The 24,835-nt window shown below is 75.3% G+C and carries 24 protein-coding genes, 1 pseudogene and 1 riboswitch; of the genes and pseudogenes, 19 read left to right on the top strand and 6 right to left on the bottom strand.

Translation table 11 applies throughout. The features are described from left to right. Window positions 1-14 precede the first annotated feature (14 nt). Window positions 15-860, bottom strand: coding sequence for a slipin family protein (locus ACWIZO_RS24185; protein ID WP_448640135.1), 846 nt, complete (start codon window positions 858-860; stop codon window positions 15-17). A gap of 191 nt (window positions 861-1,051) precedes the next feature. Between ACWIZO_RS24185 and ACWIZO_RS24180 the strand changes: the two genes are divergently transcribed. Then, the gene (locus ACWIZO_RS24180) at window positions 1,052-1,405 is read left to right on the top strand and encodes a DUF488 domain-containing protein (RefSeq protein WP_448640134.1); all 354 of its coding nucleotides are present in this window, start codon (window positions 1,052-1,054) and stop codon (window positions 1,403-1,405) included. On the opposite strand, the gene ACWIZO_RS24175 is transcribed toward ACWIZO_RS24180, so the two are convergent. Beyond that, on the bottom strand, window positions 1,384-2,433 hold the full coding sequence (locus tag ACWIZO_RS24175) for a universal stress protein (protein ID WP_448640133.1): 1,050 nt from the start codon (window positions 2,431-2,433) through the stop codon (window positions 1,384-1,386). The genes ACWIZO_RS24180 and ACWIZO_RS24175 overlap by 22 nt on opposite strands. A 102-nt stretch (window positions 2,434-2,535) precedes the next feature. On the opposite strand from ACWIZO_RS24175, the gene ACWIZO_RS24170 reads away from it, so the two are divergent. From ACWIZO_RS24170 to ACWIZO_RS24120, 11 genes and pseudogenes are all read left to right on the top strand, one after another. Further along, entirely contained in the window at window positions 2,536-2,994 is a 459-nt protein-coding gene (locus ACWIZO_RS24170; protein WP_448640132.1) for a MarR family winged helix-turn-helix transcriptional regulator, read from the top strand. A 29-nt stretch (window positions 2,995-3,023) separates the two neighbouring features. Beyond that, window positions 3,024-3,728, top strand: coding sequence for a helix-turn-helix transcriptional regulator (locus ACWIZO_RS24165; RefSeq protein ID WP_448640131.1), 705 nt, complete (start codon window positions 3,024-3,026; stop codon window positions 3,726-3,728). A 57-nt stretch (window positions 3,729-3,785) separates the two neighbouring features. After that, window positions 3,786-4,223: a hypothetical protein gene (locus tag ACWIZO_RS24160; RefSeq protein ID WP_448640130.1), complete on the top strand. Its 438-nt coding sequence runs from the start codon at window positions 3,786-3,788 to the stop codon at window positions 4,221-4,223. Beyond that, window positions 4,220-4,846 carry a GTP cyclohydrolase I gene (gene folE / locus ACWIZO_RS24155; protein WP_448640129.1) on the top strand — a complete coding sequence of 209 codons (627 nt, stop codon included), beginning with the start codon at window positions 4,220-4,222 and terminating at the stop codon, window positions 4,844-4,846. The genes ACWIZO_RS24160 and folE overlap by 4 nt, the downstream gene beginning before the upstream one ends. Window positions 4,847-4,858: 12 nt before the next feature. After that, window positions 4,859-5,709 (top strand): annotated as a pseudogene (locus ACWIZO_RS24150) (NAD(P)/FAD-dependent oxidoreductase); the annotation flags it as partial. 81 nt (window positions 5,710-5,790) lie between these two features. Beyond that, window positions 5,791-6,087, top strand: a complete 297-nt coding sequence (locus ACWIZO_RS24145; RefSeq protein ID WP_448642995.1) for an oxidoreductase C-terminal domain-containing protein — start codon at window positions 5,791-5,793, stop codon at window positions 6,085-6,087. Between the two features lie 126 nt (window positions 6,088-6,213). Beyond that, window positions 6,214-7,554, top strand: coding sequence for a glutamine synthetase family protein (locus ACWIZO_RS24140; protein WP_448640128.1), 1,341 nt, complete (start codon window positions 6,214-6,216; stop codon window positions 7,552-7,554). A 101-nt stretch (window positions 7,555-7,655) separates the two neighbouring features. Further along, window positions 7,656-8,387, top strand: a complete 732-nt coding sequence (locus ACWIZO_RS24135; RefSeq protein ID WP_448640127.1) for a type 1 glutamine amidotransferase — start codon at window positions 7,656-7,658, stop codon at window positions 8,385-8,387. A 4-nt stretch (window positions 8,388-8,391) separates the two neighbouring features. Further along, the gene (locus tag ACWIZO_RS24130; protein WP_448640126.1) at window positions 8,392-11,484 is read left to right on the top strand and encodes a bifunctional [glutamine synthetase] adenylyltransferase/[glutamine synthetase]-adenylyl-L-tyrosine phosphorylase; all 3,093 of its coding nucleotides are present in this window, start codon (window positions 8,392-8,394) and stop codon (window positions 11,482-11,484) included. A 78-nt stretch (window positions 11,485-11,562) separates the two neighbouring features. Then, window positions 11,563-11,859 (top strand): hypothetical protein, encoded by a 297-nt coding sequence (locus ACWIZO_RS24125; protein ID WP_448640125.1) that lies wholly within the window; start codon window positions 11,563-11,565, stop codon window positions 11,857-11,859. Between the two features lie 64 nt (window positions 11,860-11,923). After that, window positions 11,924-12,223 carry a CDGSH iron-sulfur domain-containing protein gene (locus ACWIZO_RS24120; protein WP_448640124.1) on the top strand — a complete coding sequence of 100 codons (300 nt, stop codon included), beginning with the start codon at window positions 11,924-11,926 and terminating at the stop codon, window positions 12,221-12,223. A gap of 34 nt (window positions 12,224-12,257) precedes the next feature. On the opposite strand, the gene ACWIZO_RS24115 is transcribed toward ACWIZO_RS24120, so the two are convergent. Beyond that, complete coding sequence (locus ACWIZO_RS24115) at window positions 12,258-13,757, bottom strand: methyl-accepting chemotaxis protein (protein WP_448640123.1); 1,500 nt, start codon at window positions 13,755-13,757, stop codon at window positions 12,258-12,260. 236 nt (window positions 13,758-13,993) lie between these two features. Continuing rightward, window positions 13,994-15,004, bottom strand: a complete 1,011-nt coding sequence (locus tag ACWIZO_RS24110) for an iron-containing redox enzyme family protein (RefSeq protein ID WP_448640122.1) — start codon at window positions 15,002-15,004, stop codon at window positions 13,994-13,996. 76 nt (window positions 15,005-15,080) lie between these two features. Here ACWIZO_RS24110 and ACWIZO_RS24105 point away from each other — a divergent pair, with 76 nt between their 5' ends. From ACWIZO_RS24105 to ACWIZO_RS24080, 6 genes are all read left to right on the top strand, one after another. Then, window positions 15,081-15,926, top strand: coding sequence for an SDR family oxidoreductase (locus ACWIZO_RS24105; RefSeq protein ID WP_448640121.1), 846 nt, complete (start codon window positions 15,081-15,083; stop codon window positions 15,924-15,926). A gap of 97 nt (window positions 15,927-16,023) precedes the next feature. Then, window positions 16,024-17,529, top strand: coding sequence for an MFS transporter (locus tag ACWIZO_RS24100; RefSeq protein ID WP_448640120.1), 1,506 nt, complete (start codon window positions 16,024-16,026; stop codon window positions 17,527-17,529). Window positions 17,530-17,563: 34 nt separating this feature from the next. Then, window positions 17,564-18,130 carry a DUF1353 domain-containing protein gene (locus ACWIZO_RS24095; RefSeq protein WP_448640119.1) on the top strand — a complete coding sequence of 189 codons (567 nt, stop codon included), beginning with the start codon at window positions 17,564-17,566 and terminating at the stop codon, window positions 18,128-18,130. After that, on the top strand, window positions 18,123-19,250 hold the full coding sequence (locus ACWIZO_RS24090) for a 5-methyltetrahydropteroyltriglutamate--homocysteine S-methyltransferase (RefSeq protein ID WP_448640118.1): 1,128 nt from the start codon (window positions 18,123-18,125) through the stop codon (window positions 19,248-19,250). The genes ACWIZO_RS24095 and ACWIZO_RS24090 overlap by 8 nt, the downstream gene beginning before the upstream one ends. Window positions 19,251-19,517: 267 nt before the next feature. Further along, window positions 19,518-21,638 (top strand): carbon starvation CstA family protein, encoded by a 2,121-nt coding sequence (locus ACWIZO_RS24085; protein WP_448640117.1) that lies wholly within the window; start codon window positions 19,518-19,520, stop codon window positions 21,636-21,638. After that, window positions 21,635-21,832 carry a YbdD/YjiX family protein gene (locus tag ACWIZO_RS24080; RefSeq protein ID WP_448640116.1) on the top strand — a complete coding sequence of 66 codons (198 nt, stop codon included), beginning with the start codon at window positions 21,635-21,637 and terminating at the stop codon, window positions 21,830-21,832. Before ACWIZO_RS24085 ends, ACWIZO_RS24080 begins: the two co-directional genes overlap by 4 nt. Window positions 21,833-21,897: 65 nt before the next feature. On the opposite strand, the gene ACWIZO_RS24075 is transcribed toward ACWIZO_RS24080, so the two are convergent. Continuing rightward, on the bottom strand, window positions 21,898-23,088 hold the full coding sequence (locus ACWIZO_RS24075; protein WP_448640115.1) for a transglycosylase family protein: 1,191 nt from the start codon (window positions 23,086-23,088) through the stop codon (window positions 21,898-21,900). Between the two features lies 1 nt (window position 23,089). Then, a riboswitch (cyclic di-AMP (ydaO/yuaA leader) is annotated at window positions 23,090-23,255 on the bottom strand. 331 nt (window positions 23,256-23,586) lie between these two features. Here ACWIZO_RS24075 and ACWIZO_RS24070 point away from each other — a divergent pair. Beyond that, entirely contained in the window at window positions 23,587-24,003 is a 417-nt protein-coding gene (locus ACWIZO_RS24070; protein WP_448640114.1) for a hypothetical protein, read from the top strand. Window positions 24,004-24,022: 19 nt separating this feature from the next. Here ACWIZO_RS24070 and ACWIZO_RS24065 read toward each other — a convergent pair whose 3' ends face one another. Next, window positions 24,023-24,637 carry a CBS domain-containing protein gene (locus ACWIZO_RS24065; protein ID WP_448640113.1) on the bottom strand — a complete coding sequence of 205 codons (615 nt, stop codon included), beginning with the start codon at window positions 24,635-24,637 and terminating at the stop codon, window positions 24,023-24,025. Between the last annotated feature and the right edge of the window lie 198 nt (window positions 24,638-24,835).

Below are 24,835 nucleotides of genomic sequence, written 5' to 3'. Positions count from 1 at the left end.
TCCTGCAGGTGGGCTCAGCGGTCGTCGGCCGGTGCCGGCACGGCGTCGGCCGCGGGCCGCGGGACGGGGAGCTCCGCCGGGGCGGCGGCGTGCGGAGCGGGCGGGGGCGTGGCGTGCTCCAGGAAGCGCAGCAGCTCGACCGGGAAGGGCAGGACGAGCGTCGAGTTCTTCTCCGCGGCCACCTCCACCACGGTCTGCAGCAGGCGCAGCTGCAGCGCGGCCGGCTCGGCGGCCATCACCGAGGCCGCCTGCGCCAGCGTCTGCGACGCCTGCAGCTCGCCCTCGGCGGTGATCACCCGGGACCGGCGTTCCCGCTCGGCCTCGGCCTGCCGGGACATCGACCGCTTCATCGACTCGGGCAGCGCGACGTCCTTGATGTCGACGCGGTCGATGTGGACGCCCCAGTCGACGGCGGGGTTGTCCAGCATCAGCTCCAGGCCCTGGTTGAGCCGCTCGCGGTTGGAGAGCAGGTCGTCGAGGTCGCTCTTGCCGATGATCGACCGCAGCGACGCCTGGGCGACCTGCGCGATCGCCGCCTGGTAGTTCTGCACGTCGACGACGACCCGCACCGGGTCGAACACCCGGTAGTAGACGACCGCGTCGACCTTGACGGTGACGTTGTCCCGGGTGATCCCCTCCTGGGCCGGGACGGGCATGGTGACGACCTGCACGTTCACCTTGTGCATGCGGTCGGCGAGCGGGGCGATGAGCGTGAGCCCGGGCGTCCGGGGCTCGCCGCGCAACCGCCCGAAGCGGAGCACCACGCCCCGCTCGAGCTGGGTGACGACGCGGACGCTCGCCCCGGCCAGGAGCAGCAGCCCCGCGAGCACGATCGCCAGGACCACCAGGATGACGTCCATCTCGGCCTCCGTCGTCCCGTTCGGTGCGGTGCGGGCACGGGGACGACGTGCCCGGCGCAGGGCGCTCCGGCGGGGACGCGACCGCGGACGCCGCCACCACTGGGGCTCCCGGCCGGGGCGCGTCCCCGCCACGCTGGTGCCGACGGGCGGACCCGGTCCCGGCGCCGCCCGCGCGACCTGAGGAGGCTCGGGTGGGCGCCATCCACGTGGGGCGGGTGTACGACCGCGCGTCCCTGCCCGGAGGACGGCGGTTCCTCGTGGAGCGCCTGTGGCCCCGGGGTGTCCGCCGCGAGGACCTGCAGCTCAACGAGTGGGTGCGCGACGTGGCGCCGAGCACGCCGCTGCGCCGGTGGTTCGGCCACGACCCCGATCGCTGGGAGGAGTTCCGCCGGCGCTACACCGCGGAGCTCGACGCCGCCCCCGGGGCCTGGCAGCCGCTGCTCGACGCGGCCCGCGCCGGGCCCGTCGTCCTGCTCTACAGCGCCCGCGACGAGGAGCGCAACAGCGCGGTGGCGCTGCGGGACTACCTGCTGGCCCACCGGTAGGCCCCCGACGGGGACGGCTCGGTGCCGCGGTGCACCACGGCGACCGGACCGGCGGCCCCGACCACCACGGCACGGCTCACCGAGCCGAACACGGCGCCCAGCCCCGCCCGCCGGCCCCGCGACCCGACGACGACGAGCGCGGCGCCCGCGGACCGCGTGATCAGCGCGGCGGCCGGGTCGCGGCGCACCACCTCGGTGCCCACCGGCACGTCCGGGTACAGCTCCCGCCACCTCGCGACGGCGTCGTCGACGAGCGCGTGCGCCGCGGTCTCGGTGGTCACCAGGGGAGCGGTCACCGCCTCCAGGTCGGCCGGGCAGTCCGCCGTCCACGCGTGGACGGCGGTGACGGCGGTGCCGCGCCGGGCGGCGGCCCGGAAGGCGAACCCGACGGCGGCGTCGGAGTGCCGGAGGCCGTCGACGCCCACGACGACCCGGGGCGGCCCGAGGTCCGCGGCGGCCGGCGCGGGCGGGCGCACGACCGCGACGGGGCAGCCCGCGCCGGCGGTCACGCGGGCGGCCAGCGACCCGTGCAGGAGGTGCGCCAGGCCCGGTCGCCGGCCACCCTGCCACCGGCACCCCTGCCACTCAGACCCCAGGACGAGCAGCGCGGCGTCCCGGCTCTCGCGCAGGAGGACGCGGCGGGGGGAGCCCCGGACGATGCCGGCGGAGACCTCGACCCCCGGGGCGATCGACCGGACCCGCGCCATCGCGGCACGGACGAGCCGCCCGGCCGCCGCCTGCTGGGCGGGCAGACTGTCGGCCGCGGGGACCACGCCGAGCGGGTCGAGCACCACCGGCGCGCAGAAGGCGTGCACGATCCGCAGGGGGCGCCCCTGCCCGGCCGCCTCCGCGGCCGCCCACTCGAGGGCCGGCGCGGAACCGCCGGTGGCGGCGACGCCGACGACGACGGGGGCGGCCACCCCGTGCAGGCGGCGCACGACGGGGGTGACGGCGCGGGCGAAGGCCGGGTCCGACATCAGCACGGACTCCAGCTCCTGCACGGCCCGCTGTTCGGCGTCACTGAGCACGAGCGCCTCCTCGGGGCGATCCGCACCGGCATGTGCATCGTAACGCGATACTCCGGCGGTGGACCGGCTCCGCGCGCGGCACGTGCGTGGTCGAATGAGGCGGTGGCCGCGGAGGACGGCGCACCCGCCGGTGCGCCGCTGACCAAGCAGGAGTTCGAGGCGCTCGCCCGGTTCCGGTTCGGCATCCGCCGCTACCTGCGCTTCAGCGAGGTCACCGTCCGCCGGCACGGGCTGACCCCGCAGCAGTACCAGCTGCTCCTGGCGCTCAAGGGCTTCCCCGACCGGGAGTGGGCCACGATCCGGGAGCTGGCCGAGCGGCTGCAGCTGCGCCACCACAGCGTCGTCGAGCTGGTCGACCGGGCCCAGGGCCAGGACCTCGTCACCCGGGCGGCCAACCCCGACGACGCCCGCTCCGTGCGGATCCTGCTCACCGCCCAGGGCGAGCAGGTCCTCGACCGGCTCAGCGCCCTGCACCGCGACGAGCTGCGCCGCCTCGACGCGGCGCTCACCCCGCCGCACTGGGGCGCAGCGGTGCCCGCGGCCGAGTCCGGAACCGTGTGACGAACGTGCGTTCGACCTAGGATCCGCGCGTGGACGCCCACGCCGACCAGGTCGCCGCCGTCGCCGCCCTGGCCGAGCCCACCCGGCGCCGGCTCTACGACCACGTCGTCCGCCAGCCGGAGGCGGTCGGGCGGGAAGAGGTGGCCGCCGCCGTCGGCGTCCCGCGGGCGACGGCGGCCTTCCACCTCGACCGGCTCGTCGACGACGGCCTGCTCGACGTCCACTACGAGCGGCGGACGGGACGCAGCGGTCCCGGCGCGGGGCGTCCGGCGAAGCTCTACCGGCGGTCGGCGTGCTCGGTGACCGTGTCGCTGCCGGAACGCCGCTACGACCTGGCCGGCGAGCTCCTCGCCGCGGCCGTGGTCGAGGCCGAGCGGTCCGGTGAGCGGCCGGGGGTCGTCCTGGACCGGCGCGCCCGCGCGCGGGGGCGGGAGCTCGGGGCCGCCGTCGACGGGGCCGGGGGGCGCGAGGCCGTGCTGCGCGTGCTGGAGGCCCGCGGGTACGAGCCGCGCGTCGACGGCGGCGGGATCGCCCTCGCCAACTGCCCCTTCCACACCCTGGCGCGCGAACACACCGAGCTGGTCTGCGGCATGAACCTGCAGCTGCTCGAGGGGGTGCTCGACGGCGCCGGGGTCGGTGACCTGACCGCCCGGCTGCAGCCCGTCCCCGGCGCCTGCTGCGTGCGGCTGGAGGCCACCGGCGGACCCGACGGGAGCGGCACGCCGGGCGATTGACAGCGGGATGGCCCAGGTCTCTACTGACAACCGTCATTGGTTTTAGAGGAGGCCACCATGACCACCCACGCGCACCCGACCCCTCCCTCCGTCGCCGCCGACCCCGGCCGGCAGGCGTTCCTCCTGCTGCGCACCACCTTCACCGTCGCGCCGGTCGTCTTCGGGCTCGACAAGTTCACGAACCTGCTCACCGACTGGCCGCGCTACCTCGCCGGGTGGATCGACGCGATCGTCCCCGGCACGGCGCAGCAGGCGATGTACGCCGTCGGGGTGGTGGAGGTCCTCGCCGGCGTGCTCGTCGCCGTCGCCCCCCGGATCGGGGCGTGGGTCGTCGCGGCCTGGCTGGCCGGGATCGTCGTCGACCTGGTCACCGGTCCCGGTGCCTACGACGTCGCGCTGCGCGACCTCGGCCTGCTCGCCGGCGCGGTGGCCCTGGCGCGCCTCGCCGTGCGGTACGCGCCGTCGGCCCGCGGCGGCGCGGAGGTGCGGCGGTGAGCGCCCCGGAGCCGGTGACCGCGCCGCGCGGGAGCCGGGACCGGCTGCACGTCGTCGGCGACCGCGCCCCGGTCGACCTGCCCGCCGCCGAGCGGGCCGTCGCCGCCTTGCTGCGGGCCCTCGGCCGCGACCCGGCCGACCCCCACCCGGCCGAGACGCCCCGCCGCGTCGCCGCCGCCTACGCCGAGCTGCTCACCGGCCGGGCCTTCGAGCTGACCACGTTCCCGAACGACGAGGGCTACGACGAGATGGTCGTCGTCACCGCGATCCCCGTGCAGTCGCTGTGCGAGCACCACCTCCTGCCCTTCACCGGGGTCGCCTCGATCGGGTACCTGCCGGGGGAGCGTCTCCTCGGACTGTCCGAGCTCGCCCGGGTGCTCGAGCTGTTCGCGCGCGACCTGCAGGTGCAGGAGCGGCTCACCCAGCAGGTCGCCGACTGGCTGCAGGACGACCTGGCCCCGCGCGGCGTCGGCGTGGTCGTCGCGGCGGAGCACCAGTGCACGTCGCTGCGCGGGGTCCGGGCGAGCGGGTCGCGCACCATCACCTCCGCGCTGCACGGTCTGCTGCGCGAGGACGCCCGCTCCCGCCAGGAGTTCCTCGCCCTGACCGGCACGGCCTGCTGAGGGGAGTCGGACGTGGACACCCAGGCGCCGATCGTGGTCGTCGGCAGGGGGGCTCGCCGGTGCCACGGCCGCCGCGACCCTGCGGGAGGAGGGCTTCGACGGGCCGGTCGTGCTCGTCGCGGCCGAGCCCGAGCCGCCCTACGAGCGCCCGCCGCTGTCGAAGGGCTACCTCCTCGGCACCGCGGAGCTCGCGAGCGCCCAGGTGCACGACGAGGCCTGGTACGGGGCCCACGGGCTGGAGCTGCGCACGGGGACGCGGGCCACCCGCCTCGACGTGGCCGGCCACCGGGTGGCCCTGGACACGGGGAGGAGCTGCCCTTCAGCCGGCTGCTGCTGGCCACCGGGTCGTCGGCCCGGCGGCTGTCCGTCCCGGGCGCCGATCTCGAGGGCGTGCGGCACCTGCGGACCCTGGCCGATGCCGACCGGCTGCGCGCCGACCTCCCGGCGGCGGACGGCGGGTCGTGGTCGTGGGGGCGGGGTGGATCGGGCTGGAGGTCGCCGCGGTCGCCCGCCACCACGGCAACGCGGTGACCGTGGTCGAACCGCGGCCCACCCCGCTGCACGCGGTGCTCGGACCGCGGATGGGGGAGGTCTTCGCCCGGCTGCACCGGGAGCACGGCGTCGACCTGCGCACCGGCACGGGCGTCCGCGAGCTCCGCGGGTCCGGCGGGCGGGTCGCCGCGGTGCTCACCGACGGCGGTGCCGAGATCGCCGCCGACCTGGTGCTCGTCGGGGTCGGCGCGGTGCCCGACACCGCCCTGGCGGAGGCGGCCGGGATCGGGGTCGACGGCGGCGTCCTCACCGACGCGGCACTGCGCACCTCGGCTGCCGACGTGTTCGCGGCCGGCGACGTCGCCCGGTCCTACTCCCCGCTGTACGGCCGGCACCTGCGCGTCGAGCACTGGGCGAACGCGCTGCACGGCGGCCCGGCCGCGGCGCGGTCGATGCTGGGCCAGGAGGTGGTGCACGACCGCGTGCCCTACTCCTCCACCGACCAGTACGACCTCGGGATGGAGTACTCGGGGCTGGCCTCGCCGCAGGCGACGGTGGTCTGCCGCGGCGACGTCGGGTCGCGGGAGTTCGTCGCGTTCTGGGTGCACGAGGGGCGCGTGCAGGCCGGGATGAACGTCGGCGTCTGGGACGTCACGGAGCCGATCCAGGCCCTCGTCCGGTCGGGACGGCAGGTCGCGGTCGACCGGCTGACCGACCCCGCGGTCCCGCTCGCGGCGCTCGCCGCCTGACACCCGCGACCGGCCGGTCCGGGGGGGCGACACGGGGGCGCCCTCCCGGTGTGCCCGGCGCCCCGACCGGGCAGGCTGTGTGGCGACGTCACACCCCGGAAACGAGCGGACCCGATCATGGCTAGCATGGACCGACAGCAGGAGTTCGTCCTGCGCACCCTCGAGGAACGCGACATCCGCTTCGTGCGGCTGTGGTTCACCGACGTCTCCGGTTACCTCAAGGCGGTCGCCGTCGCCCCGGCGGAGATCGAGGCGGCGTTCGCCGAGGGCATCGGCTTCGACGGCTCGGCGATCGAGGGCTTCGCGCGGGTCTACGAGTCCGACATGCTCGCCAAGCCCGACCCGGGCACCTTCCAGGTGATGCCCTCCAGCAGCGGGCGGCCCAGCGACACGGCGCGGATGTTCTGCGACATCACGCTGCCCGACGGGTCGCCGTCGTGGGCCGACCCCCGGCACGTGCTGCGCCGGGCGCTGTCGAAGGCCGCCGACATGGGCTTCACCTTCTACACCCACCCCGAGGTCGAGTTCTTCCTGCTCGAGGACCTCCCCGCCGACGGCTCACCGCCCCGGCCGGCCGACACCGGCGGCTACTTCGACCTCTCCACGCACAACGTGGCGCACGACTTCCGGCGGGAGGCGGTCTTCGCGCTGGAGGCGATGGGCATCTCGGTGGAGTTCAGCCACCACGAGGTCGCGCCCGGCCAGCAGGAGATCGACCTGCGCTACGCCGACGCGCTGTCGATGGCCGACAACATCATGACGCTGCGGCACGTCGTCCGGGAGGTCGCGCTCGCACAGGGCGTGCACGCCACCTTCATGCCCAAGCCGTTCACCGACCTGGCCGGGTCGGCGATGCACACGCACGTGTCGCTGTTCGAGGGCGACCGCAACGCCTTCCACGACGCGGCCGACCCGACCCGGCTGTCGGCGACCGGCCGCCAGTTCGTCGCCGGGTTGCTCACCCACGCCCGCGAGTACACCGCCGTCACCAACCAGACGGTCAACTCCTACCGCCGCCTGCTGGCCGGCACCGAGGCGCCGACGGCGGCCACCTGGGGCCGGGCCAACCGCTCGGCGCTGGTGCGGCTGCCCTCGTACAAGCCGAACAAGGGCCAGTCGGCGCGGGTCGAGGTGCGCTCGCCGGACTCCGCCTGCAACCCCTACCTGACCTTCGCGGTGATCCTCGCCGCCGGGCTGCGCGGCATCGAGAAGGGCTACGAGCTCCCGCCCGAGGCCGAGGACGACGTCTGGTCGCTCACCGACACCGAGCGCCGCGCCGCCGGCTACGAGGACCTGCCGGTCAGCCTCGGCGAGGCGCTGACCGCGATGCAGGGCAGCGAGCTGGTGGCCGAGACCCTCGGCGAGCACGTCTTCGAGTTCTTCCTGCGCAACAAGTGGGAGGAGTTCAACTCCTACCGGCGGAACGTCACGCCCTTCGAGCTCAAGCGCTACCTGCCCGGTCTGTGATGGAGGACCTCGTCGCCTCCTGCACCTCGCAGGCTCGGCGCGGGCCCCTGCGACGAGGCCGGTCCGACCAGTCACCTGCTGCGGGGAACTAACCTCGGCGCGTGGCCCGTCTGCTCGTCGTCGTCCCGCACGAGACCGATCCGCCCGCCCGGCTGGGCGACTGGCTGACGCAGGCCGGACTCGAGCTCGACGAGCGCCGGCTCGGCGCCGGCGACGACCTCCCGGAGACGCTCGACGGCGTCGACGGGCTGCTCGTCCTGGGCGGCCCGCAGTCGGCGACCGACGACGCGGGGACCAGCCCGGAACTCGTCGGCGTCCGGCGCGTGCTGGCCAAGGCCCTGCGCGACGACCTCCCCACCCTGGCCGTCTGCCTGGGCGCCCAGCTGCTCGCCGAGGTCGGCGGCGGCCGCGTGCGCCCGGGCGTCGACGGACCCGAGGTGGGGGCCACCCTCGTCGCCAAGCGGGACACCGCGGCCTCCGATCCGCTCTTCGGCCCGCTGCCGCTGTCGCCGGACGTGATCCAGTTCCACCACGACGAGATCGCCGAGCTCCCACCCGGGGCGACGCTGCTGGCCAGCAACCCCGCCTACCCGCACCAGGCCTTCCGGGTGGGCCGGCACGTCTACGGCCTGCAGTTCCACATCGAGACGACGCCGGAGATCGTCGCGGAGTGGGCCGAACGCGACGTCGTCGGCGTCGCGTCCACGCCGTTCGACGCGGCGACCGTCACCGCGCGGGCCGCCGCGGTGCACCCCGACCTCGAGGAGGTGTGGGCGCCCTTCGCCGGGCGCTTCGCCGACCTGGTGCGCGCCGCGAGCACGACGAGGGTGTGAGGGCGTGTCGACGACCCGCGAGGTGCCCTGGCGAGCGCGGGTGCGGCTGGCCCGCTTCGGGTTCCTCGACGCCGAGCGGGCCGCGCTCCTGCTGTCGGACCCGGCGCTGGGGCTGTGGGACCTCGACCGCAACGAGCCCGCCGACCCCGAGGCCGCCCCGGTCGTCTCCGCGCTCGCCCGCGCCGGCGACCCCGACCTCGCCGTCCGCTCGCTGTCGCGCCTGATCGAGGCGCTCGACGCCGCCGACCCCACCGGCAGCTCGGCCGCGGGACTGCTGGCCCGTCTGCGCGGCTCGGCGCTGCTGCGCAGCCGGCTGCTGGCGGTGCTGGGCGCGAGCGCCGGCCTCGCCGACCACCTGGCCGCCCACCCCGGCGACTGGACCGTCCTGGACTCCGACAGCCGCGGCCCCGTCCGGCCCACCGCGCAGGCGCTCGAGCGGCAGCTGCTGCTCGCCGTCGGCGCCGACCCCGACGACCCGCCGTGGGGCGTGCGGCTGGGGAGGGCCGCGCCCGACGCCTCGCCGCAGCGGGTGGCCGCCCTGCGGCTGGGCTACCGGCGGGCGGTGCTGAGCCTGGCCGGCCGCGACCTCGGCGAGGGCCTCTCGGCCGAGGACGTCGCCGCCGAGCTCGCCGACATCGCCGCCGCGGTCCTCTCCGCCGCGCTGGCCGTCGCCGTCGCCGAGCAGCCCGCGAGCGCCGCGCCGTGCCGGCTGGCGGTCATCGCCCTGGGCAAGACCGGCGGCCGGGAGCTCAACTACGTCAGCGACGTCGACGTCGTCTTCGTGGCCGAGCCGGTCGACCCCAGCGACCCGGAGGCGCCGGCGGTGCAGAGCGCCACCCGCGTGGCCGCCGCCCTCATGCGCATCTGCCACGAGGCCGCCTGGGAGGTCGACGCCGCGCTCCGGCCCGAGGGCAAGGCCGGCGCGCTGGTGCGCACGCTGGCCAACCACGCGGCCTACTACCGGCAGTGGGCCAGCACCTGGGAGTTCCAGGCGCTGCTGAAGATGCGCCCGGTGGCCGGCGACCCCGACCTGGGCCGCGGCTACGTCGACGAGCTGTTCCCCCTGGTGTGGCAGGCCGGCGAGCGGCCCGGCTTCGTCGGCGAGGTGCAGGCCATGCGCCGCCGGGTCGAGGAGAACATCCCGCCCGCGCAGGCCGAGCGGGAGCTCAAGCTCGGCCGCGGCGGGCTGCGCGACGTCGAGTTCGCCGTCCAGCTGCTGCAGCTGGTGCACGGCAGGGTCGACGTCCGGCTGCGGGTCGGCGGCACCCTGCCGGCGCTGTCGGCGCTGGTCGACGGCGGCTACGTCGGCCGCGACGACGGCGCCACCCTCATCGCCTCCTACCGCTTCCTGCGCACCGTCGAGCACCGGCTGCAGCTGCTGCGGCTGCGGCGCACCCACCTGCTGCCCACCGACGAGCAGCAGCTGCGCTGGCTGGCCCGCTCGATGGGCTACAAGCCCGACTCCCGCGGCGACGCCGTCGACGTCCTGCGCGCCGAGCTGGCCCTGCACACCCGCGAGGTGCGCCGGCTGCACGAGAAGCTCTTCTACCGTCCGCTGCTCTCGGCGGTGGCCAAGGTGCCGGCCGAGGCCGCGCAGCTGGGGTCGGCTGCTGCCGGTGACTGGCTGCGGGCGCTCGGCTTCGCCGACCCGCAGGGCGCGCTGCGGCACATGGCGGCGCTGTCGGGCGGGCTGTCCCGGTCGGCGTCGATGCAGAGGTACCTGCTGCCGGTGGTGCTGCAGACGCTCGCCGACTGCGCCGACCCCGACGCCGGCCTGCTGGCCTACCGGCAGGTGAGCGAGGCCCTCGGCGGCAACCAGTGGTACCTGCGGCTGCTGCGCGACGAGGGCCGGGTGGCCGAGCGGCTGGCCCGGCTGCTCGGCTCCAGCCAGTACGTGGCCGCGCTGCTCACCCGCACTCCCGAGGCGCTGCGCATCCTCGCCGACGACGCCGAGCTCGAGCCGCGCGGCGCCGAGGCGCTGGCCGGCGCGTGGCGGGCCGCGGCCGGGCGCGCGCCCGACCCGCAGGCCGGCATCCGCGTGCTGCGCGCCCTGCGCCGCACCGAGCTGCTGCGGATCGCCGCCGCCGACCTGCTGGGCCGCCTCGACGTCGTCCGGGTGGGGGAGGCGCTCACCGCCGTCGCCGTCGCCACGCTGCAGGCCGGCCTCGACGTCGCCGTCCGCGCCTGGGCGCGGGAGGCCGGCCTGGCCCCCGACGAGGTGCCGATGGAGCTGGCCGTCATCGGCATGGGCCGGCTCGGCGGCGGGGAGATGGGCTACGGCTCCGACGCCGACGTGCTCTTCGTGCACCGCGCGCGGGCCGGCGCGGAGGAGGGACGGGCCACCCAGGCGGCCAACGCCGTCGCCCACACGCTGCGCCGCCTGCTCGGTGAGCCGGCGCCCGACCCGGCGTTCGAGGTCGACGCCGACCTGCGCCCCGAGGGCCGCCAGGGTGCGCTGGTGCGCAGCCTCGAGGCCTTCCGGGAGTACTACGAGCGCTGGGTGTCGGTGTGGGAGGTGCAGGCGCTGCTGCGCGCGACCCCGGTGGCCGGCAGCCCCGAACTGGGCGCGGCGTTCATCGAGCTGGTCGACCCGCTGCGCTACCCGGAGGGCGGGCTGACCGACGCGCAGGTGGCCGAGATCCGCCGGATCAAGGCGCGGGTCGAGCGGGAGCGGCTGCCCCGCGGCGCCGACCCGGCCACCCACACCAAGCTGGGCCGCGGCGGGCTGGCCGACGTCGAGTGGACCGTCCAGCTGCTGCAGCTGCAGCACGCCGCCGCGGTGCCGGCGCTGCGCCGCCCCTCGACGGTCGACGTCCTCGCCGCGCTGCCCGGGCACGGGCTGCTCGCCGAGGAGCAGGCGCAGGCGCTGCGCGAGGCGTGGGAGCTGGCCAGCCGGGCCCGCAACGCGGTCTTCCTCGTCCGCGGCCGGCCCAGCGACCAGCTGCCGCGGCCCGGCCTGGAGCTGGCCGGTGTCGCACGGGCCAGCGGGTACGGCCCCGACACCGACCCGGGGCAGTTCCTCGACGACTACCGGCGCACCACCCGGCGCGCCCGCGCGGTGGTCGAGCACGTCTTCTACGGACGTCCCGAGGCCTGAACGTGCCCGGGGCGCTGGAACCCGGGGCCGTTCGGGAGGACGATCGGGACAGGTTCCCGTGTCCGGGAGGAGAGCGCGATGTCGGACACCGTCCACCGCCCACCGGAGCGCATCGGAGGTGCGGAGTCCATGTCCGCGGCCGAGAAGCTGGCCTGCGAGTGGGAGGCCCGCCACGACGTGGCCGCCCGCGGCAAGCGGATCGACCCGGCGGCGGCGCTGCAGCACTACCTGAGCCACAGCCGCTGCGCGGAGGGGGTCCACCACCGCGAGCACCCGCACCGGACCGCGGAGGCCCGGCGGCGGGCGGCCGCCGACGAGTTCGCGGTGGAGCACCCGCTGACGGCGTCGTGGGTGCGCTGGGGCGAGCGGGACTGACGCCCGCGCGGCAGCGGGAGGCCCGCGGCGTGTGCCGGCCGGGCCGGCGGGGCACGCTGGGGGCGTGAGTTCAGCGCTGCCCGCCGACGACGACCGCGACGACCTGCCCGCCGAGGGCCCCGGTGCCACGATCACGCCCTACCGGGACGGGCCGCTGATCGTGCGCGGCGACTTCCGCCTGGTCGACCAGGACGGCACCGAGATCGACCCGGGCCGCAGGACGGTGGCGCTGTGCCGCTGCGGCAAGTCCGGCATCAAGCCCTTCTGCGACGGCACCCACAAGCGCTCGGGCTTCTCCGCGCCCAGCGCACCGAGTCGGCCGCGCCCGGCCGCGGCGATCCGCAGCCACGACCGCCCGGCCTGAGCGGGGACCCCCTCGGGGCAGGACGGTCCTGGGGTCAGGAGCGCGCGTCGATGGCGCGGGCCATGCGGACCTGCTCCTCAAGCACGTCGTTGATCCGCGCCTGCACCGCGTCGAGCCGGCCGATCACCTCGCTGGTCGTGTGGATGCCGGCGGTGACCTGCTCGCTGCTGGCCTGGATGCCGGCGATCTGGTCCGACACCCGCTGGGTGGCCGCGGCGGTCTCCCGGGCGAGGTCCTTGACCTCGCTGGCCACGACGGCGAACCCGCGCCCGGCCTCGCCGGCCCGCGCGGCCTCGATGGTGGCGTTGAGCGCCAGCAGGTTGGTCTGGTCGGCGATGCCGGAGATGATCCGGATGACCTCGCCGATCGCCGTCGAGGCCTCGCTGAGCGCCGCCACCTCGGAGGTCATGGTCGACGCCTGGGCGACGGCGCTGTCGGCCACCTCGCCGGCCGCCGACGCCGCCTCGCGGAGCCGGTTGACGCTGTCGAGGAGCTCCCGCGAGCGCTGGGCGTCGGCCTCGGCCCGGCGCAGCGCGTCCAGCCGCTGGGAGACCAGGTGCTGCACGTTGCGCAGCGCCGAGGCCCGCGAGTCGGACAGGTCGATGGTCTCGGTGACGAAGAAGTCCATCGTGCCGATCACCTGGCCGCCGGCGGTGATCGGGAAGCAGACCCCGGACCGGACACCGGCCCGCTGGGCCGCGGGCGCGCGCACGCAGTCGGTGACCTCGGCCAGGTCGCGCACGAACACCAGGTCGCGCTGGCGCCAGGCCCGCCCGGACAGGCCGACGCCCTCGGCGAAGCTGGCGCCCAGGGTGACCCGCCGGAACTCCTCGCCGGCCGAGCCGGACTCGGTGCGGAAGCGCAGCACGCCCTCGGCCTCGTCGAGTGCCCAGAACGAGCCGTAGGCCCAGCCGAAGGTGGTCCGCACCGTCTCCAGCGCGGTGCGCAGGACCGACGACTCGTCGCTGGCCTCGCCCATGCGCTTGACGACGGTGGTGACCGCGAGGCGGTCGTCGACGGTCTCCCGCTGCGCGGCCGTGGCGAGGGCGGCCGCGCGCATGGCGGCGAACAGCCGGTGGATCGACTCCCACTTCTCCGTCCGGGAGCCGAAGAACGGCAGCTGCCGGGTGGAGTGGTACTCCACGACCGCGGTGACCACGCCGTCGTCGACGGCCGGGATGAAGCAGCCCTCCCGCGCGCCGGCGGCCCAGGCCGCCTGCCAGCGGGGGTCGGCACCCCGGGCGGCGGGGGCGCTGTCCAGGTGGACGGCGCGCCGCTCGCGCACCGCCCGGCCGCCGGTCGCGTCGGGGAGCCGGCCGCTGCCCGGCCAGCCCGCGCTGACCGCCGCCCAGGGCCCGGTCTCGTGGGCGAGGGTGAACGAGCCGTCGCCGGCGGGCGCCCACACCGCGCCGTACTCCAGGCCGCAGGCCTCGGTGAGGGTGCGGACGACTGCCACGTGGGCGTCCAGCGCCGTCCGCACCCCGGCGTCGAGGGCGGCGACCACGGCCTCCAGCGTCTCGATGTCCCGGGGCATCGGCGGGGGCGCGAGTGCGCTCGGGGGAGCGGGGTCGGGTCGCCGCCACATGGGAGTCCTCCGGTCGTCGGGGACCGCCGGGGATCGCCCCGCGGTCCTGCGACGGGATGATCGGCAGCGCACGACCGAATCTGCAGCCGGGATGCCGGACGATCCCGCTGCGGGGAGGCGGACCCCCTCCTCGTCACCGCCCGCGTGCCCCCGGAGGGGCCGAGCGGGCGTGGCGGGGAGCGCCCTCAGGCGGCCAGCGGGCGCACCCCGCGCAGCGACGAGCGCCCCGCCTCCCAGGCGCCGAGCAGCCACCGGGCGGCCAGGCCGTCGAGGGCGAGCGAGCAGGCGGCGCCGAAGAGGACGTCGGCGGTCAGCGCAGGGTCCTCGGCCACGAGCGACCCGCACATGTCCACCGCGGCGATCTGCTCGTGCACGGCGTCGGCCTCGACGTGCTCGTCGTAGAACACCGTCGTGGACTCGTCGTGCCCGAGCCGGCGCAGCCCCGCCGAGTAGCGCCGGCTGGGCTCCGACGACGTCATCTCGACGCAGGCAAGGTGGCCCAGCGCCGCGGCGCGCCAGCGCCGGTGCAGGCCGAAGAGCGACATGGTGTTGACGGCGGTGAAGGCGACGGCGGGGGCGTCGTCCCACAGGGCGCCGTAGCCGGCGTCGAGGCCGAGGTCGCGCATCATCCCGGCGAACAGCTCGCTGTGCATCCGCCCGGGAGCGCCGCCGCCGTACTCGTCGGCCTGGATCTCGACCATGGCCGCCTTCGCCCGCCCGGACAGCCGCGGGATGGCGAAGGTGTGCGGGTCGCCCTCCTTGAGGTGGTACACCGACCGCAGGGTCAGGTACTCGCGCCACTGCTCGGCCGTCCCGTGCCGGGACATGTACCGCGACAGCGAGGGCCCGTCGTCGGCGGCGATGAGCGCGCCCAGCTGGACGTCGACCGGCTCGTCCGTGGGCGCCGGGGAGCCGGTGAGCTCCCGCAGCGCCGCGGTGTGCCGGCGCTCCAGGTGGGCGCGCAGCGTGAGCAGCGCGGGATCCCACTCGAGCGCGTCGTCGACGCCGTCGAAGCCCCGGTAGTGCAGCTCGTAGCAGACGGCGAGCGCCAGCTGCAGGTCCTCGTCGTGCAGCGGGTCGGCCGTGGCCTGCGCGATCCGGGCGGCGAGGTCGACGGTGTCCGGGGAGACGGAACCGGCGAGGAGGTCCGCGGCGAGGGCGGCCGTGAGGGGACCCCGGGGCTCGGGCAGCTGCATGCACCTCGCCATGCCCCGCGGGCCGGGATTCGATGCACCGTGCACGATGTGATGCCGCGCCGGGTAGGGCGCGGCCATGACAGACCTGCGTGATCGCGTCGTCCTCGTCACCGGTGGCAGCGCCGGCATCGGCCGGGCCGTCGTGGCCCGTCTCGCCGGCGCCGGGGCCCGGGTGGTCACCTGCGCCCGCGACGGTGACCGGCTGGCCGAGGCGGTGGCCGGCCTGCCCGGGGTCACCCCGGTGGTCGCCGACGTCGCCGACCGCACCGACCGCGAGCTGCTGGTGCGGCGCTCGGTCGAGGCGCACGGGCGGCTCGACGCCGTCGTCCTCGACGCCGGGCTGGCGTACGCGGCGCTGGTGGAGGACACCCCGGGTGAGGTCGTCGAGGGCATGGTGGCCACCAACCTCACCGGCGTGGTCGAGCTGACCCGGCTGGCGCTGCCGCACCTGCTCGCGTCCGCCGCCGAGCGCGGGCGCGGCGACGTGCTCGTCGTCAGCTCCTCGGCCGGGCTGTCCCAGGTGCCGCCGCTGACGGTCTACTCGGCCACCAAGGCGGGGGTGCAGGGCTTCGTCTCCGGCCTGCGCCGGGAGGTGACCGCGCGCGGCGTCCGAGTGCACTCGGTGCTGCCCGGACCGGTGGCCACCGAGTGGATGGCCCGCGGTCACGGGTCCCCGCCGCGGTCCGACGCCGACGCCCGCGGCCGGCTCACCCCGGGCATCGCCACCGAGCGGGTCGCCGACCGCGTGGCCGGCTGCCTGACGTCCTACTGGTCGCGGTCGGTCGCCGTCCCGCGGGTCATGGGGCTGGCCCGGCTCGGCGAGGTCTTCCCCGTCAACCGCGTCCTCGACGTGGTCGTCTCGCGGCAGACCGACCGCATCCGGCGCGTCTCGGCGCGCATGGTCGAGGAGCGCACCGGCTGACCCGCGGTCGCCCGATCAGGTGGCGCGGTGGTTGGTTGCGTCAACCAGTGCTCACCGGGGTAGGGGGCGGTCCGGTTCCGCGATCCGGAGGTCCTCGATGACGAGCCTGTCCCAGCCGGCCGAGGCGCCCGGCGCCATCCGCAGCCTCATCCCCGCCCGCATCGACCGGCTGCCCTGGTCGCCGTTCCACACCCGGATGGTCGTCGCGCTCGGCGTGGCCTGGATCCTCGACGGGCTCGAGATCACCGTCGCGAGCTCCGTCACCGCCGTGCTCACCGAGCCCGAGACGCTGCACTTCACCTCGGCGCAGGCCGGCCTGATCGCGACCGTCTACCTGCTCGGCGAGGTCTTCGGGGCGCTGCTCTTCGGCAACCTCTCCGACCGGCTGGGCCGGCGGAACCTCTTCATGGTCACCTTGGCGGTGTACCTGGTCGGCAGCGGCCTCACCGCGCTGACCCTGGGCAACGGCACCGGTTGGGTGTGGTTCCTCTACCTCACCCGCTTCGTCGCCGGCATGGGCATCGGCGGCGAGTACGCCGCCATCAACTCCGCGATCGACGAGCTCATCCCCGCCCGCTACCGCGGCCGGGTCGACATCGCCGTCAACGGCACCTACTGGGGCGGCGCCGTCCTCGGCACCCTCGGGACGTTCGTCTTCCTCAACGTGGTGGACGTCGGCCTCGGCTGGCGGCTGGCGTTCCTGATCGGCCCGGTGCTCGGCCTGGTGATCCTGGTGGTCCGCCGGCACCTGCCCGAGAGCCCGCGCTGGCAGGTCATGCACGGCCACGAGCGGGAGGCCGAGGAGTCGATCCGCTACATCGAGGAGGAGGTCGAGCAGACCGGCGTGCGGCTGCCCGCCGTCGACGAGAGCAGGGCCATCGACCTCGAGCCCGCCGCCGACATCGGCTACCTGGCGCTGCTGCGCGTGCTCTTCCGCGAGTTCCCCGGCCGCGCGGTCCTCGGCGCGACGCTGATGATCACCCAGTCGTTCCTCTACAACGCGATCTTCTTCACCTACGCGCTGGTCCTGACGAACTTCTTCGGCGTCTCCACCGGGTCGGTGCCGCTGTTCTTCATCGCCTTCGCCGTGGGCAACCTGGCCGGCCCGTTCGTCCTGGGGCACCTGTTCGACACCGTCGGCCGCCGCAGGATGATCGCGTTCACCTACATCCTGTCCGGCGCGTTGCTGGCGGTCACCGCCGTGCTGTTCCAGGCCGGCGTCCTCAACGCGATCACCCAGACGATCGCCTGGTCGATCATCTTCTTCTTCGCCTCGGCCGGGGCCAGCTCGGCCTACCTGACCGTCAGCGAGATCTTCCCGCTGGAGGTGCGGGCCAAGGCCATCGCCGTCTTCTTCGCCATCGCCCAGCTCTTCGGCGCGTTCGGGCCGTGGTTCTACGGCAAGCTCATCGGCGAGGGCGAGTCGACCGGTCCGCTGTTCGCCGGCTACCTGATCGGCGCCGGCGTGATGGTCCTCGGCGGAGTCGTGGCGGCCTTCCTCGGCGTCGACGCGGAGGGCAGGTCGCTCGAGGACGTCGCCAGCCCGCTGGCGGCCCGCCGGCCGGGCACCCGGGCCGAGGGCGCGGCGCGGCCGCGCTCCTGACGGGCTGCCGGCCCGGGCGGCGCAGAATCGCGGGGTGCCCTTCGACCCACCCTCCGCGGTCCTGCGCACCGCCGGGCCCGACGGCTGGACGCTGGTCGAGCCACTGTCCTACGTCGGCGCCCGCGACCGCTTCGTCGTCCCCGCGGGCTTCGACACCGACCTGGCCAGCGTCCCGCGCCCGGTGACCTGGCTGGTGCCGCGGTCGGGCCGCTACACGCTGGCCGCGGTGCTGCACGACTGGCTGTGCCGGGTGGGCATCCGCACCGGCGTGGTCACCTCCCGCCAGGCCGACGGGATCTTCCGGCGGGTGATGCGGGAGGCCGGCGTGCCGGTGCTGCTGCGCTGGATCATGTGGACCGGCGTCCGGTGGGGGGCGCTGGGCAACCCCGAACGCCGGCGCGGCTGGCTGCTCAGCGCTCCCGGGGTGCTGGCGATCACCGTCCTGGCCGCACCGCTGGTCCTGCCGCCGACGCTGCTGATCATCCCGGGCCTGCTGGTGTACGCCGCCGCGGAACGGCTGGTGTCCGGAGACTCCGGCGTCCGGCCCTGGTCGCAGGCTGCGGAGGAGCAGCCGGGGGACGAGGCTGCAGGGCATGACTGACGTCTCCGGACCGCCGTTCCGCGCCGACCACGTCGGCAGCCTGCTGCGCCCGTCGTCGCTGCTGGAGGCGCGCGCCCGGCACGCCGCCGGGGAGATCGACGACGCCGAGCTGCGCGGGATCGAGGACGCGGCCATCGCCGACGTCGTCCGGCTGCAGGGCGACGTCGGGCTGCGTACCGCCACCGACGGCGAGTTCCGCCGCGCTTCGTGGCACATGGACTTCATCTACGCCATCGACGGCATCAGCAAGGTGACCGGCGAGGACATCGTCGTCCACTTCCGGAACGCCGACGGGACGATCGACTTCACCCCGGCCGGGCTGCACGTCGACGGCCCGCTGTCGATCGGGGAGCCGATCTTCGGCGCCGACCTCGCGTACCTGCAGTCGGTGGTGGGGGAGGGGCAGACGGCGAAGCTGACCATCCCCTCGCCGTCGATGGTCCACTACCGCGGCGGGGCGGCGGCGATCGACCCGGCCGTCTACCCCGACGAGGACGCCTTCTGGGACGCGCTGTCGGCCGCCTACGCCTCGCAGGTGCGGGGCGTGGCCGCGATGGGCTGCCGCTACCTGCAGCTCGACGACACCAGCCTGGCCTACCTCAACGACCCGGCGCAGCGGGCCGAGCTCGCCGCCCAGGGCCGCGACGCCGAGCACCAGCACGAGCGCTACATCCGGCAGATCAACGCCGCGCTGGCCGGCCGCCCGGACACCCTGACGGTCACCACCCACATGTGCCGCGGCAACTTCCGCTCCTCCTGGGTGGCCGAGGGCGGCTACGACTTCGTCGCCGAGGCCCTGTTCGGCGGGCTGGAGGTCGACGGCTTCTTCCTCGAGTACGACGACGCCCGCTCCGGCGGCTTCGAGCCGCTGCGGTTCGTGCCGCCGGGCAAGCGGGTGGTGCTGGGCCTGGTGACGACCAAGCGGCCCGAACTGGAGAGCAAGGACGACCTCAAGCGGCGCATCGACGAGGCCGCCCGGTTCGTGCCGCTCGAGCAGCTCGCGCTCTCGCCGCAGTGCGGCTTCTCCTCCACCGTCGAGGGCAACGCGCTCACCCGCGACGAGCAGGTCGCCAAGCTCGCGCTGGTCGTCGAGGTCGCCCAGGAGGTCTGGGGCTACTGACCCCGGCCCTGCGCGGGCCCCCGTGGCGCGCCGGGAAGCGATGGCGGCGAGGGGTCCCCGGTCACGGGGCGGTCACGGTCCCACCCCTGTGTGGTGGCGCCGTCCGGGCACCAGCCATGCTCGGACCCGTCCAGAGGACGGCGTCGTCCCGGCGCCGTCCGCGCACGCGAGGAGGGGCCCGTGTCCACCACCGTCAGCAGGCCAGACACCGACGGAGGACCTCCCGGAGGAGCCGGCCGTCGCCGGCCGTCGGTCAGGAGCGTCCTGGTGTGGACGGCGGTGGCGATCGTCGGCGCCGTCGCGTGGACGGTGCTCGCGCTGGCCCGCGGCGAGTCGGTCTCGGCGCTGTGGATCCTCTTCGCCGCGCTGGCCTCCTACGCCATCGCCTACCGCTTCTACTCGCGGTTCATCGCCTACCGGGCGCTGGGCGTCGACGACCGGCGGGCCACCCCGGCCGAGCGGCTGCACAACGGCGTCGACTTCGACGTCACCGACCGGCGGGTGCTCTTCGGGCACCACTTCGCCGCGATCGCCGGCGCCGGCCCGCTGGTCGGCCCGGTGCTGGCCGCCCAGATGGGCTACCTACCCGGCACCATCTGGATCGTCGTCGGCGTGATCTTCGCCGGCGCCGTGCAGGACATGGTCGTCCTGTTCTTCTCGATGCGGCGCAACGGCAAGAGCCTCGGCCAGATGGTCCGCGAGGAGATCGGCATCGTCGGCGGCGTCGCCGCGCTGATCGCCGTCTTCGCGATCATGATCCTCATCCTCGCGGTCCTGGCGCTGATCGTGGTCAACGCGCTGGCCGAGTCGCCGTGGGGCGTCTTCTCCATCGCGCTGACCATCCCCATCGCCCTGTTCATGGGCGTCTACCTGCGGGTGCTGCGGCCCGGCCGGGTCCTGGAGGCCACCGGCATCGGCGTCGTCCTGCTGCTGCTGGCCATCGTCGGCGGCGGCTGGATCGAGGGCACCGGCCTGGCCGACGCCCTGACCCTGTCCAAGGAGTGGCTGGTCGTCGCCCTGGTGGTCTACGGGTTCGTGGCCTCGGTGCTGCCGGTCTGGCTGCTGCTGACCCCGCGGGACTACCTGTCCACGTTCATGAAGGTCGGCGTCATCGTCCTGCTGGCGGTCGGGCTGCTGATCGCCCGCCCGGTGCTGCAGGCCGACGCGGTCACCCAGTTCGCCAAGGAGGGCACCGGCCCGGTCTTCGCCGGGTCGCTGTTCCCGTTCGTCTTCATCACCATCGCCTGCGGCGCGCTGTCGGGCTTCCACGCCCTGATCTCCTCGGGGACGACGCCGAAGATGGTGGCCAAGGAGAGCCACGTCCGCCTGATCGGCTACGGCGGCATGCTGATGGAGTCCTTCGTGGCCATCAGCGCGCTCATCGCCGCCGTCGTCATCGACCAGGGCCTGTACTTCGCGATGAACGCCCCGGCCGGCGCCACCGGCGGGACCCCGGAGACGGCGGCGGCCTTCGTCAACGGCCTGGGCTTCTCCACCTCCGCCCAGGACCTCGCCGCCGCCTCGGCCGCCGTCCAGGAGCCGAGCCTGATCTCACGCACCGGCGGCGCCCCGACGCTCGCCGTCGGCATCTCCGAGATCTTCCACAACGCCTTCGGCGGGAACCTGCAGGCGTTCTGGTACCACTTCGCGATCATGTTCGAGGCGCTGTTCATCCTCACCGCCGTCGACGCCGGCACCCGCGTGGGCCGGTTCATGCTGCAGGACACGGTCGGCAACGTGTGGAAGCGCTTCGGTGACCTGTCGTGGCGGCCGGGCAACGTCATCGCCAGCGCCGTCGTCGTCGGCCTGTGGGGCTCGATGCTCTACATCGGCGTCACCGACCCGCTGGGCGGGGTCAACCAGCTGTTCCCGCTGTTCGGCATCGCCAACCAGCTGCTCGCCGCGATCGCGCTGACCCTGGCGACCGTCCTGCTGGTGAAGCACGGCAAGCTCAGGTACGCCTGGATCACCGCCGTCCCGCTGGCCTGGGACCTGGTGGTCACCATGACGGCGAGCTGGCAGAAGGTCTTCTCCGACAACCCGGCGATCGGCTACTTCGCCCAGCGCGCCCGGTACGCCGACGCGCTCGACGCCGGTGAGGTCCTCCCGCCGGCGCAGGACGTGGGCCAGATGCAGCAGGTCGTCACCAACTCGACGATCAACGGGGTGCTGCAGGCGTTCTTCGCCCTCCTGGTGCTGGTCGTCTTCGTCAACGCGCTGGTGGTCGTCGCCCGGGCGGTCCGCACCCGCGGCGCGCTCCCGACGACGGAGGAGCCGGCGGTGCCCTCGACCATCGTCGAGCCCGCGGGTCTGTTCGCGACGGCCGAGGAGAAGCGCGCCATGGCCGAGCAGGAGCGGCTGGTCGGCGCCGGGAGGGACCGCTCGTGAGCGCCGCGGTCGCCTTCGCCGGCCGGGCCTGGCGCGGGGTGCGCTGGTACCTGCGGGAGTGGAGCGGCGAGGCCCGCTGGGACGACTACCTCGCGCACTGCGCACGGCACGGGCACGAGCCGGTGAGCCGGCGGGAGTTCGAGCGGCGCCGCGCCGACGAGGTGGAGCGCAACCCCGTCAGCCGCTGCTGCTGAGCCGGACACGACAGCGACCCCCTGCCCGCCGGGCAGGGGGTCGCTGTCGTGTCCGGCGGGGTGGGTCAGGCCGTGTAGTTCACGTGGACGTGGTCGAAGTGGTTCGCGGTCACGCTGCCGCGGTCCTCCATCTGCGTCCAGGAGCCGGTCGGGGAGGTGAGGATCCGCTGCTCGTAGATGACGTAGTCCACGCCGAGCTCCTCCCAGTGGTCGATGTGGTACTGGACGATCGCGTCGCCGAGGGCGGTGTCGGACAGGACCATGTAGTCCAGCGCCAGGCCCGACGGGTGGCCGTTCGGGTCGACGGCGCTGGCGCGGGTGCCGCCGAGGGTGATGTCGGCGGCACCGGCGACGTTGGCCACGACCGCGTCGGCGGCGGCCTGTACCTGCGGCTTGACGTCGCCGGCGCTGTTGGTGATGTGCGCGGCGCCGACGGCCGTCTGGGCGAGGGGGGTCGTCGTGGCCGACGGCGCCGACGTGCCGGCGGTGGCCGTCGTCGCGGCGGGGGACGCCGGGGCCGGAGCGGCCTGCTCGGCGCCCGTCAGCGTCAGCACCTCCCCGGGGGTGATGCGGTTCGGGTTGCTGCCGATGACGTCGGCGTTGCGCTGGTAGACCTCGCGCCAGGACTGGCCGTGGGCGGCGGCGATCGTGCGCAGCGTGTCACCACGCTCGACGGTGTAGTCGCCCCAGGCGGCGTGGCGGCCGGAGGTCCCGGCGTCGTGGTCCCAGCGGTCGCCGTCGTCCTGGGTCGTCGCCGGGGTGCCGGCCGGCTGCTCCGCGGCGGGCGCGGCGGCGGTGGTCTCGGCGGTGGTGGACGCGGTGGTCGCGGCAGGGGTGGACGCGGTGGTCGACGTGGCGCCCGACCCGGCGGCGGCCGGCGTGGTGCCCTCGGTCAGGTACTTGCCGCAGGTCGGCCAGGCGCCGATGCCCTGCCCGGCGAGGACCTCCTCGGCGATCTGGACCTGCTGGCCCGGCGTCGCCAGGTCGGCGCGGGGTGCCAGGTCGGTGCCCCCGTAGCCGGCCCAGGTCGGCTGGCTGAACTGCAGGCCGCCGTAGTAGCCGTTGCCGGTGTTGATGCTCCAGTTGCCGCCGGACTCGCACTGGGCGACGCCGGTCCAGTCGTGGGTGGTGGTGGCGGCTGCAGCTGCCGGGGAGCTGAGGACGCCGAGCCCGACGGCGGTGGCGCCGGCGGCGACGGGGGCCTTGGCGAGGACCTTCTTGGTGCGGACGTAGCGGGGCGCGCGGTGCTTGGGCATGGTGATCTCCGATCACCGCCGGCGAGGTGAGCTGTCGGGTTCGGGCGATCGGTGTGCCCGGCCGCGGGACGCGGCTTCACCCCGAGGCGAACAGCGGCAGGGCCGTGGCGCCGTGGACGTGGGTCCCCCACCCCTGCCCTGGGGAATCGTGGAGGCGACCGGTGGGCAGGGTTTGGCGGACCGGCGCCGCGCTCCTGTTTAGCTGAGCGCAGCCAAAACGTTACGTGCAGTCATGTAAGTTGTCGCCGTAACCTAGGTCACACATCGGGACGACGCGCTTACGGAGGGCAACGACGGAGGTGGGCCGGTGGAGGTCGTGCGCGGCCCAGGGCGGCAGAGGAGGCCCGGCGCGCGGATCCTCCGAGGTCCGGGCGCGCAACGGTTCGTCCCGCCCGTCCCACGAACGCCACGGCACCCCACCGGCGGTCAGGACGTGCGGGCGCGGTGCCGACACCGAGTGCACGACCCGAGGCCTGCGGGCCCGTCCGAGGAGTGCCCATGCCGTCGTCCCCCGACCCGAGCCGCCGCCTCACCGAGCTGCGTGCCGGCATGTCCGTCCTGACGAGCGCGGCCGCAGACCTGGGGGTCGGCAGCCAGAGCGAGGTGCGCGTGCTGTCCGACGGACGGCTCTGGCTGGCCGAGCAGCAGATCGCGGTGAGCGCCGCGGACGTCTACCAGGCCGCCCGCGGGCTGGTCGCCGCCCAGCTCGACGCCATCGCCGCGGTCACCGACCGGCCGGTCGAGGACCACGCGCTGGCCTGGCTGGTGACGCTGCAGACCAACGAGGTCATGGTCGGCATCGAGGACGAGGTCGCCGCTCTCGACGCTGCCCTGGAGGACACCGCCCTGGAGGACACCGCCCTGGAGGACACCGCCCTGGAGGACACCGCGGCGCTGGAGGACGACGCCGCCTAGGCACCCGCGTCCGCGCGGGTCACGGCACGCGGACGCCGACCACCCCGCCGACCGTCCGGGCCAGCGCCTCGAGGGCGCGCTGCTCGGACCCCGCGGGCCCCTGCGGCTCCCCGCGGGTGCGCCGGACGGTGGCCACGCCCTCGGCGACCGAGACGTCCCACGCGTCCAGCTCCCCGGTGTAGCCCTCGACCAGCCGCAGCAGGTCGCGGCGGATCTCGTCGTCCGGCCGGACCAGGGCGCGCAGCAGGTCGCGGCGGCTGACGATCCCGACCAGCCGGTCGCCGTCGAGGACCGGCGCGCTGCGCAGCCGGTGGTCGACGAACAGCCGGGCGACGTCGGCGAGGTCCGAGCCGGGCTCGACGGTCCGCACGGCCTCGGTCATCACCTCCCGCACCAGCACCGGCGGGGGCGGCGCGCCGGCGTCCTCGGCACGGCGCAGGTGCAGCCGGGGGTCCTGCGGCACCCGGTCGCGCAGCACGTCCACCTCGGCGACGATGCCGACCAGCCGGTCGCCGCCGTCGACGACGGGGACGGCGGCGAAGCCCCGCTCCGCCATCACCGCGCCCACGTCCTTGGCGGAGGTGTCCGGTCCCACCGTGACGACCTCGCGTGTCATGACGTCCCTGACCTGCACCGTGTCCTCCTCGGCCGCGGTCCCGTCCGGACCCCTCGGCTCCCGAGCATCCCCGGGCGGGGCGGTCCGGGCACGCCGGCCGGCTCCGCGCGGGACCCGGGCCGGTCGTGGGAGATCCCTGCTCACCCGGCCCTGCCGAGGTCCGAGAGCGTCGCGGCGGCACCCCGCCCTCGGCTGCCGTCCTCGACCCCGTTCGAG

The sequence above is a fragment of the Geodermatophilus sp. URMC 63 genome, assembly GCF_053502565.1.
The sequence above is the reverse complement of the archived record's forward strand: the minus strand, read 5'-3'. Positions and strand labels throughout refer to the sequence as shown.

Bases quoted from the DNA above. Each gene is read 5' to 3' on its own strand.
- ACWIZO_RS24185 (WP_448640135.1), bottom strand. From the start codon at position 860: ATGGACGTCATCCTGGTGGTCCTGGCGATCGTGCTCGCGGGGCTGCTG.
- ACWIZO_RS24160 (WP_448640130.1), top strand. From the start codon at position 3,786: ATGACCACCCACGCGCACCCGACCCCTCCCTCCGTCGCCGCCGACCCC.
- ACWIZO_RS24145 (WP_448642995.1), top strand. From the start codon at position 5,791: ATGCTGGGCCAGGAGGTGGTGCACGACCGCGTGCCCTACTCCTCCACC.
- ACWIZO_RS24140 (WP_448640128.1), top strand. From the start codon at position 6,214: ATGGACCGACAGCAGGAGTTCGTCCTGCGCACCCTCGAGGAACGCGAC.
- ACWIZO_RS24125 (WP_448640125.1), top strand. From the start codon at position 11,563: ATGTCGGACACCGTCCACCGCCCACCGGAGCGCATCGGAGGTGCGGAG.
- ACWIZO_RS24115 (WP_448640123.1), bottom strand. From the start codon at position 13,757: ATGCCCCGGGACATCGAGACGCTGGAGGCCGTGGTCGCCGCCCTCGAC.
- ACWIZO_RS24110 (WP_448640122.1), bottom strand. From the start codon at position 15,004: ATGCAGCTGCCCGAGCCCCGGGGTCCCCTCACGGCCGCCCTCGCCGCG.
- ACWIZO_RS24105 (WP_448640121.1), top strand. From the start codon at position 15,081: ATGACAGACCTGCGTGATCGCGTCGTCCTCGTCACCGGTGGCAGCGCC.
- ACWIZO_RS24100 (WP_448640120.1), top strand. From the start codon at position 16,024: ATGACGAGCCTGTCCCAGCCGGCCGAGGCGCCCGGCGCCATCCGCAGC.
- ACWIZO_RS24090 (WP_448640118.1), top strand. From the start codon at position 18,123: ATGACTGACGTCTCCGGACCGCCGTTCCGCGCCGACCACGTCGGCAGC.
- ACWIZO_RS24075 (WP_448640115.1), bottom strand. From the start codon at position 23,088: ATGCCCAAGCACCGCGCGCCCCGCTACGTCCGCACCAAGAAGGTCCTC.
- ACWIZO_RS24070 (WP_448640114.1), top strand. From the start codon at position 23,587: ATGCCGTCGTCCCCCGACCCGAGCCGCCGCCTCACCGAGCTGCGTGCC.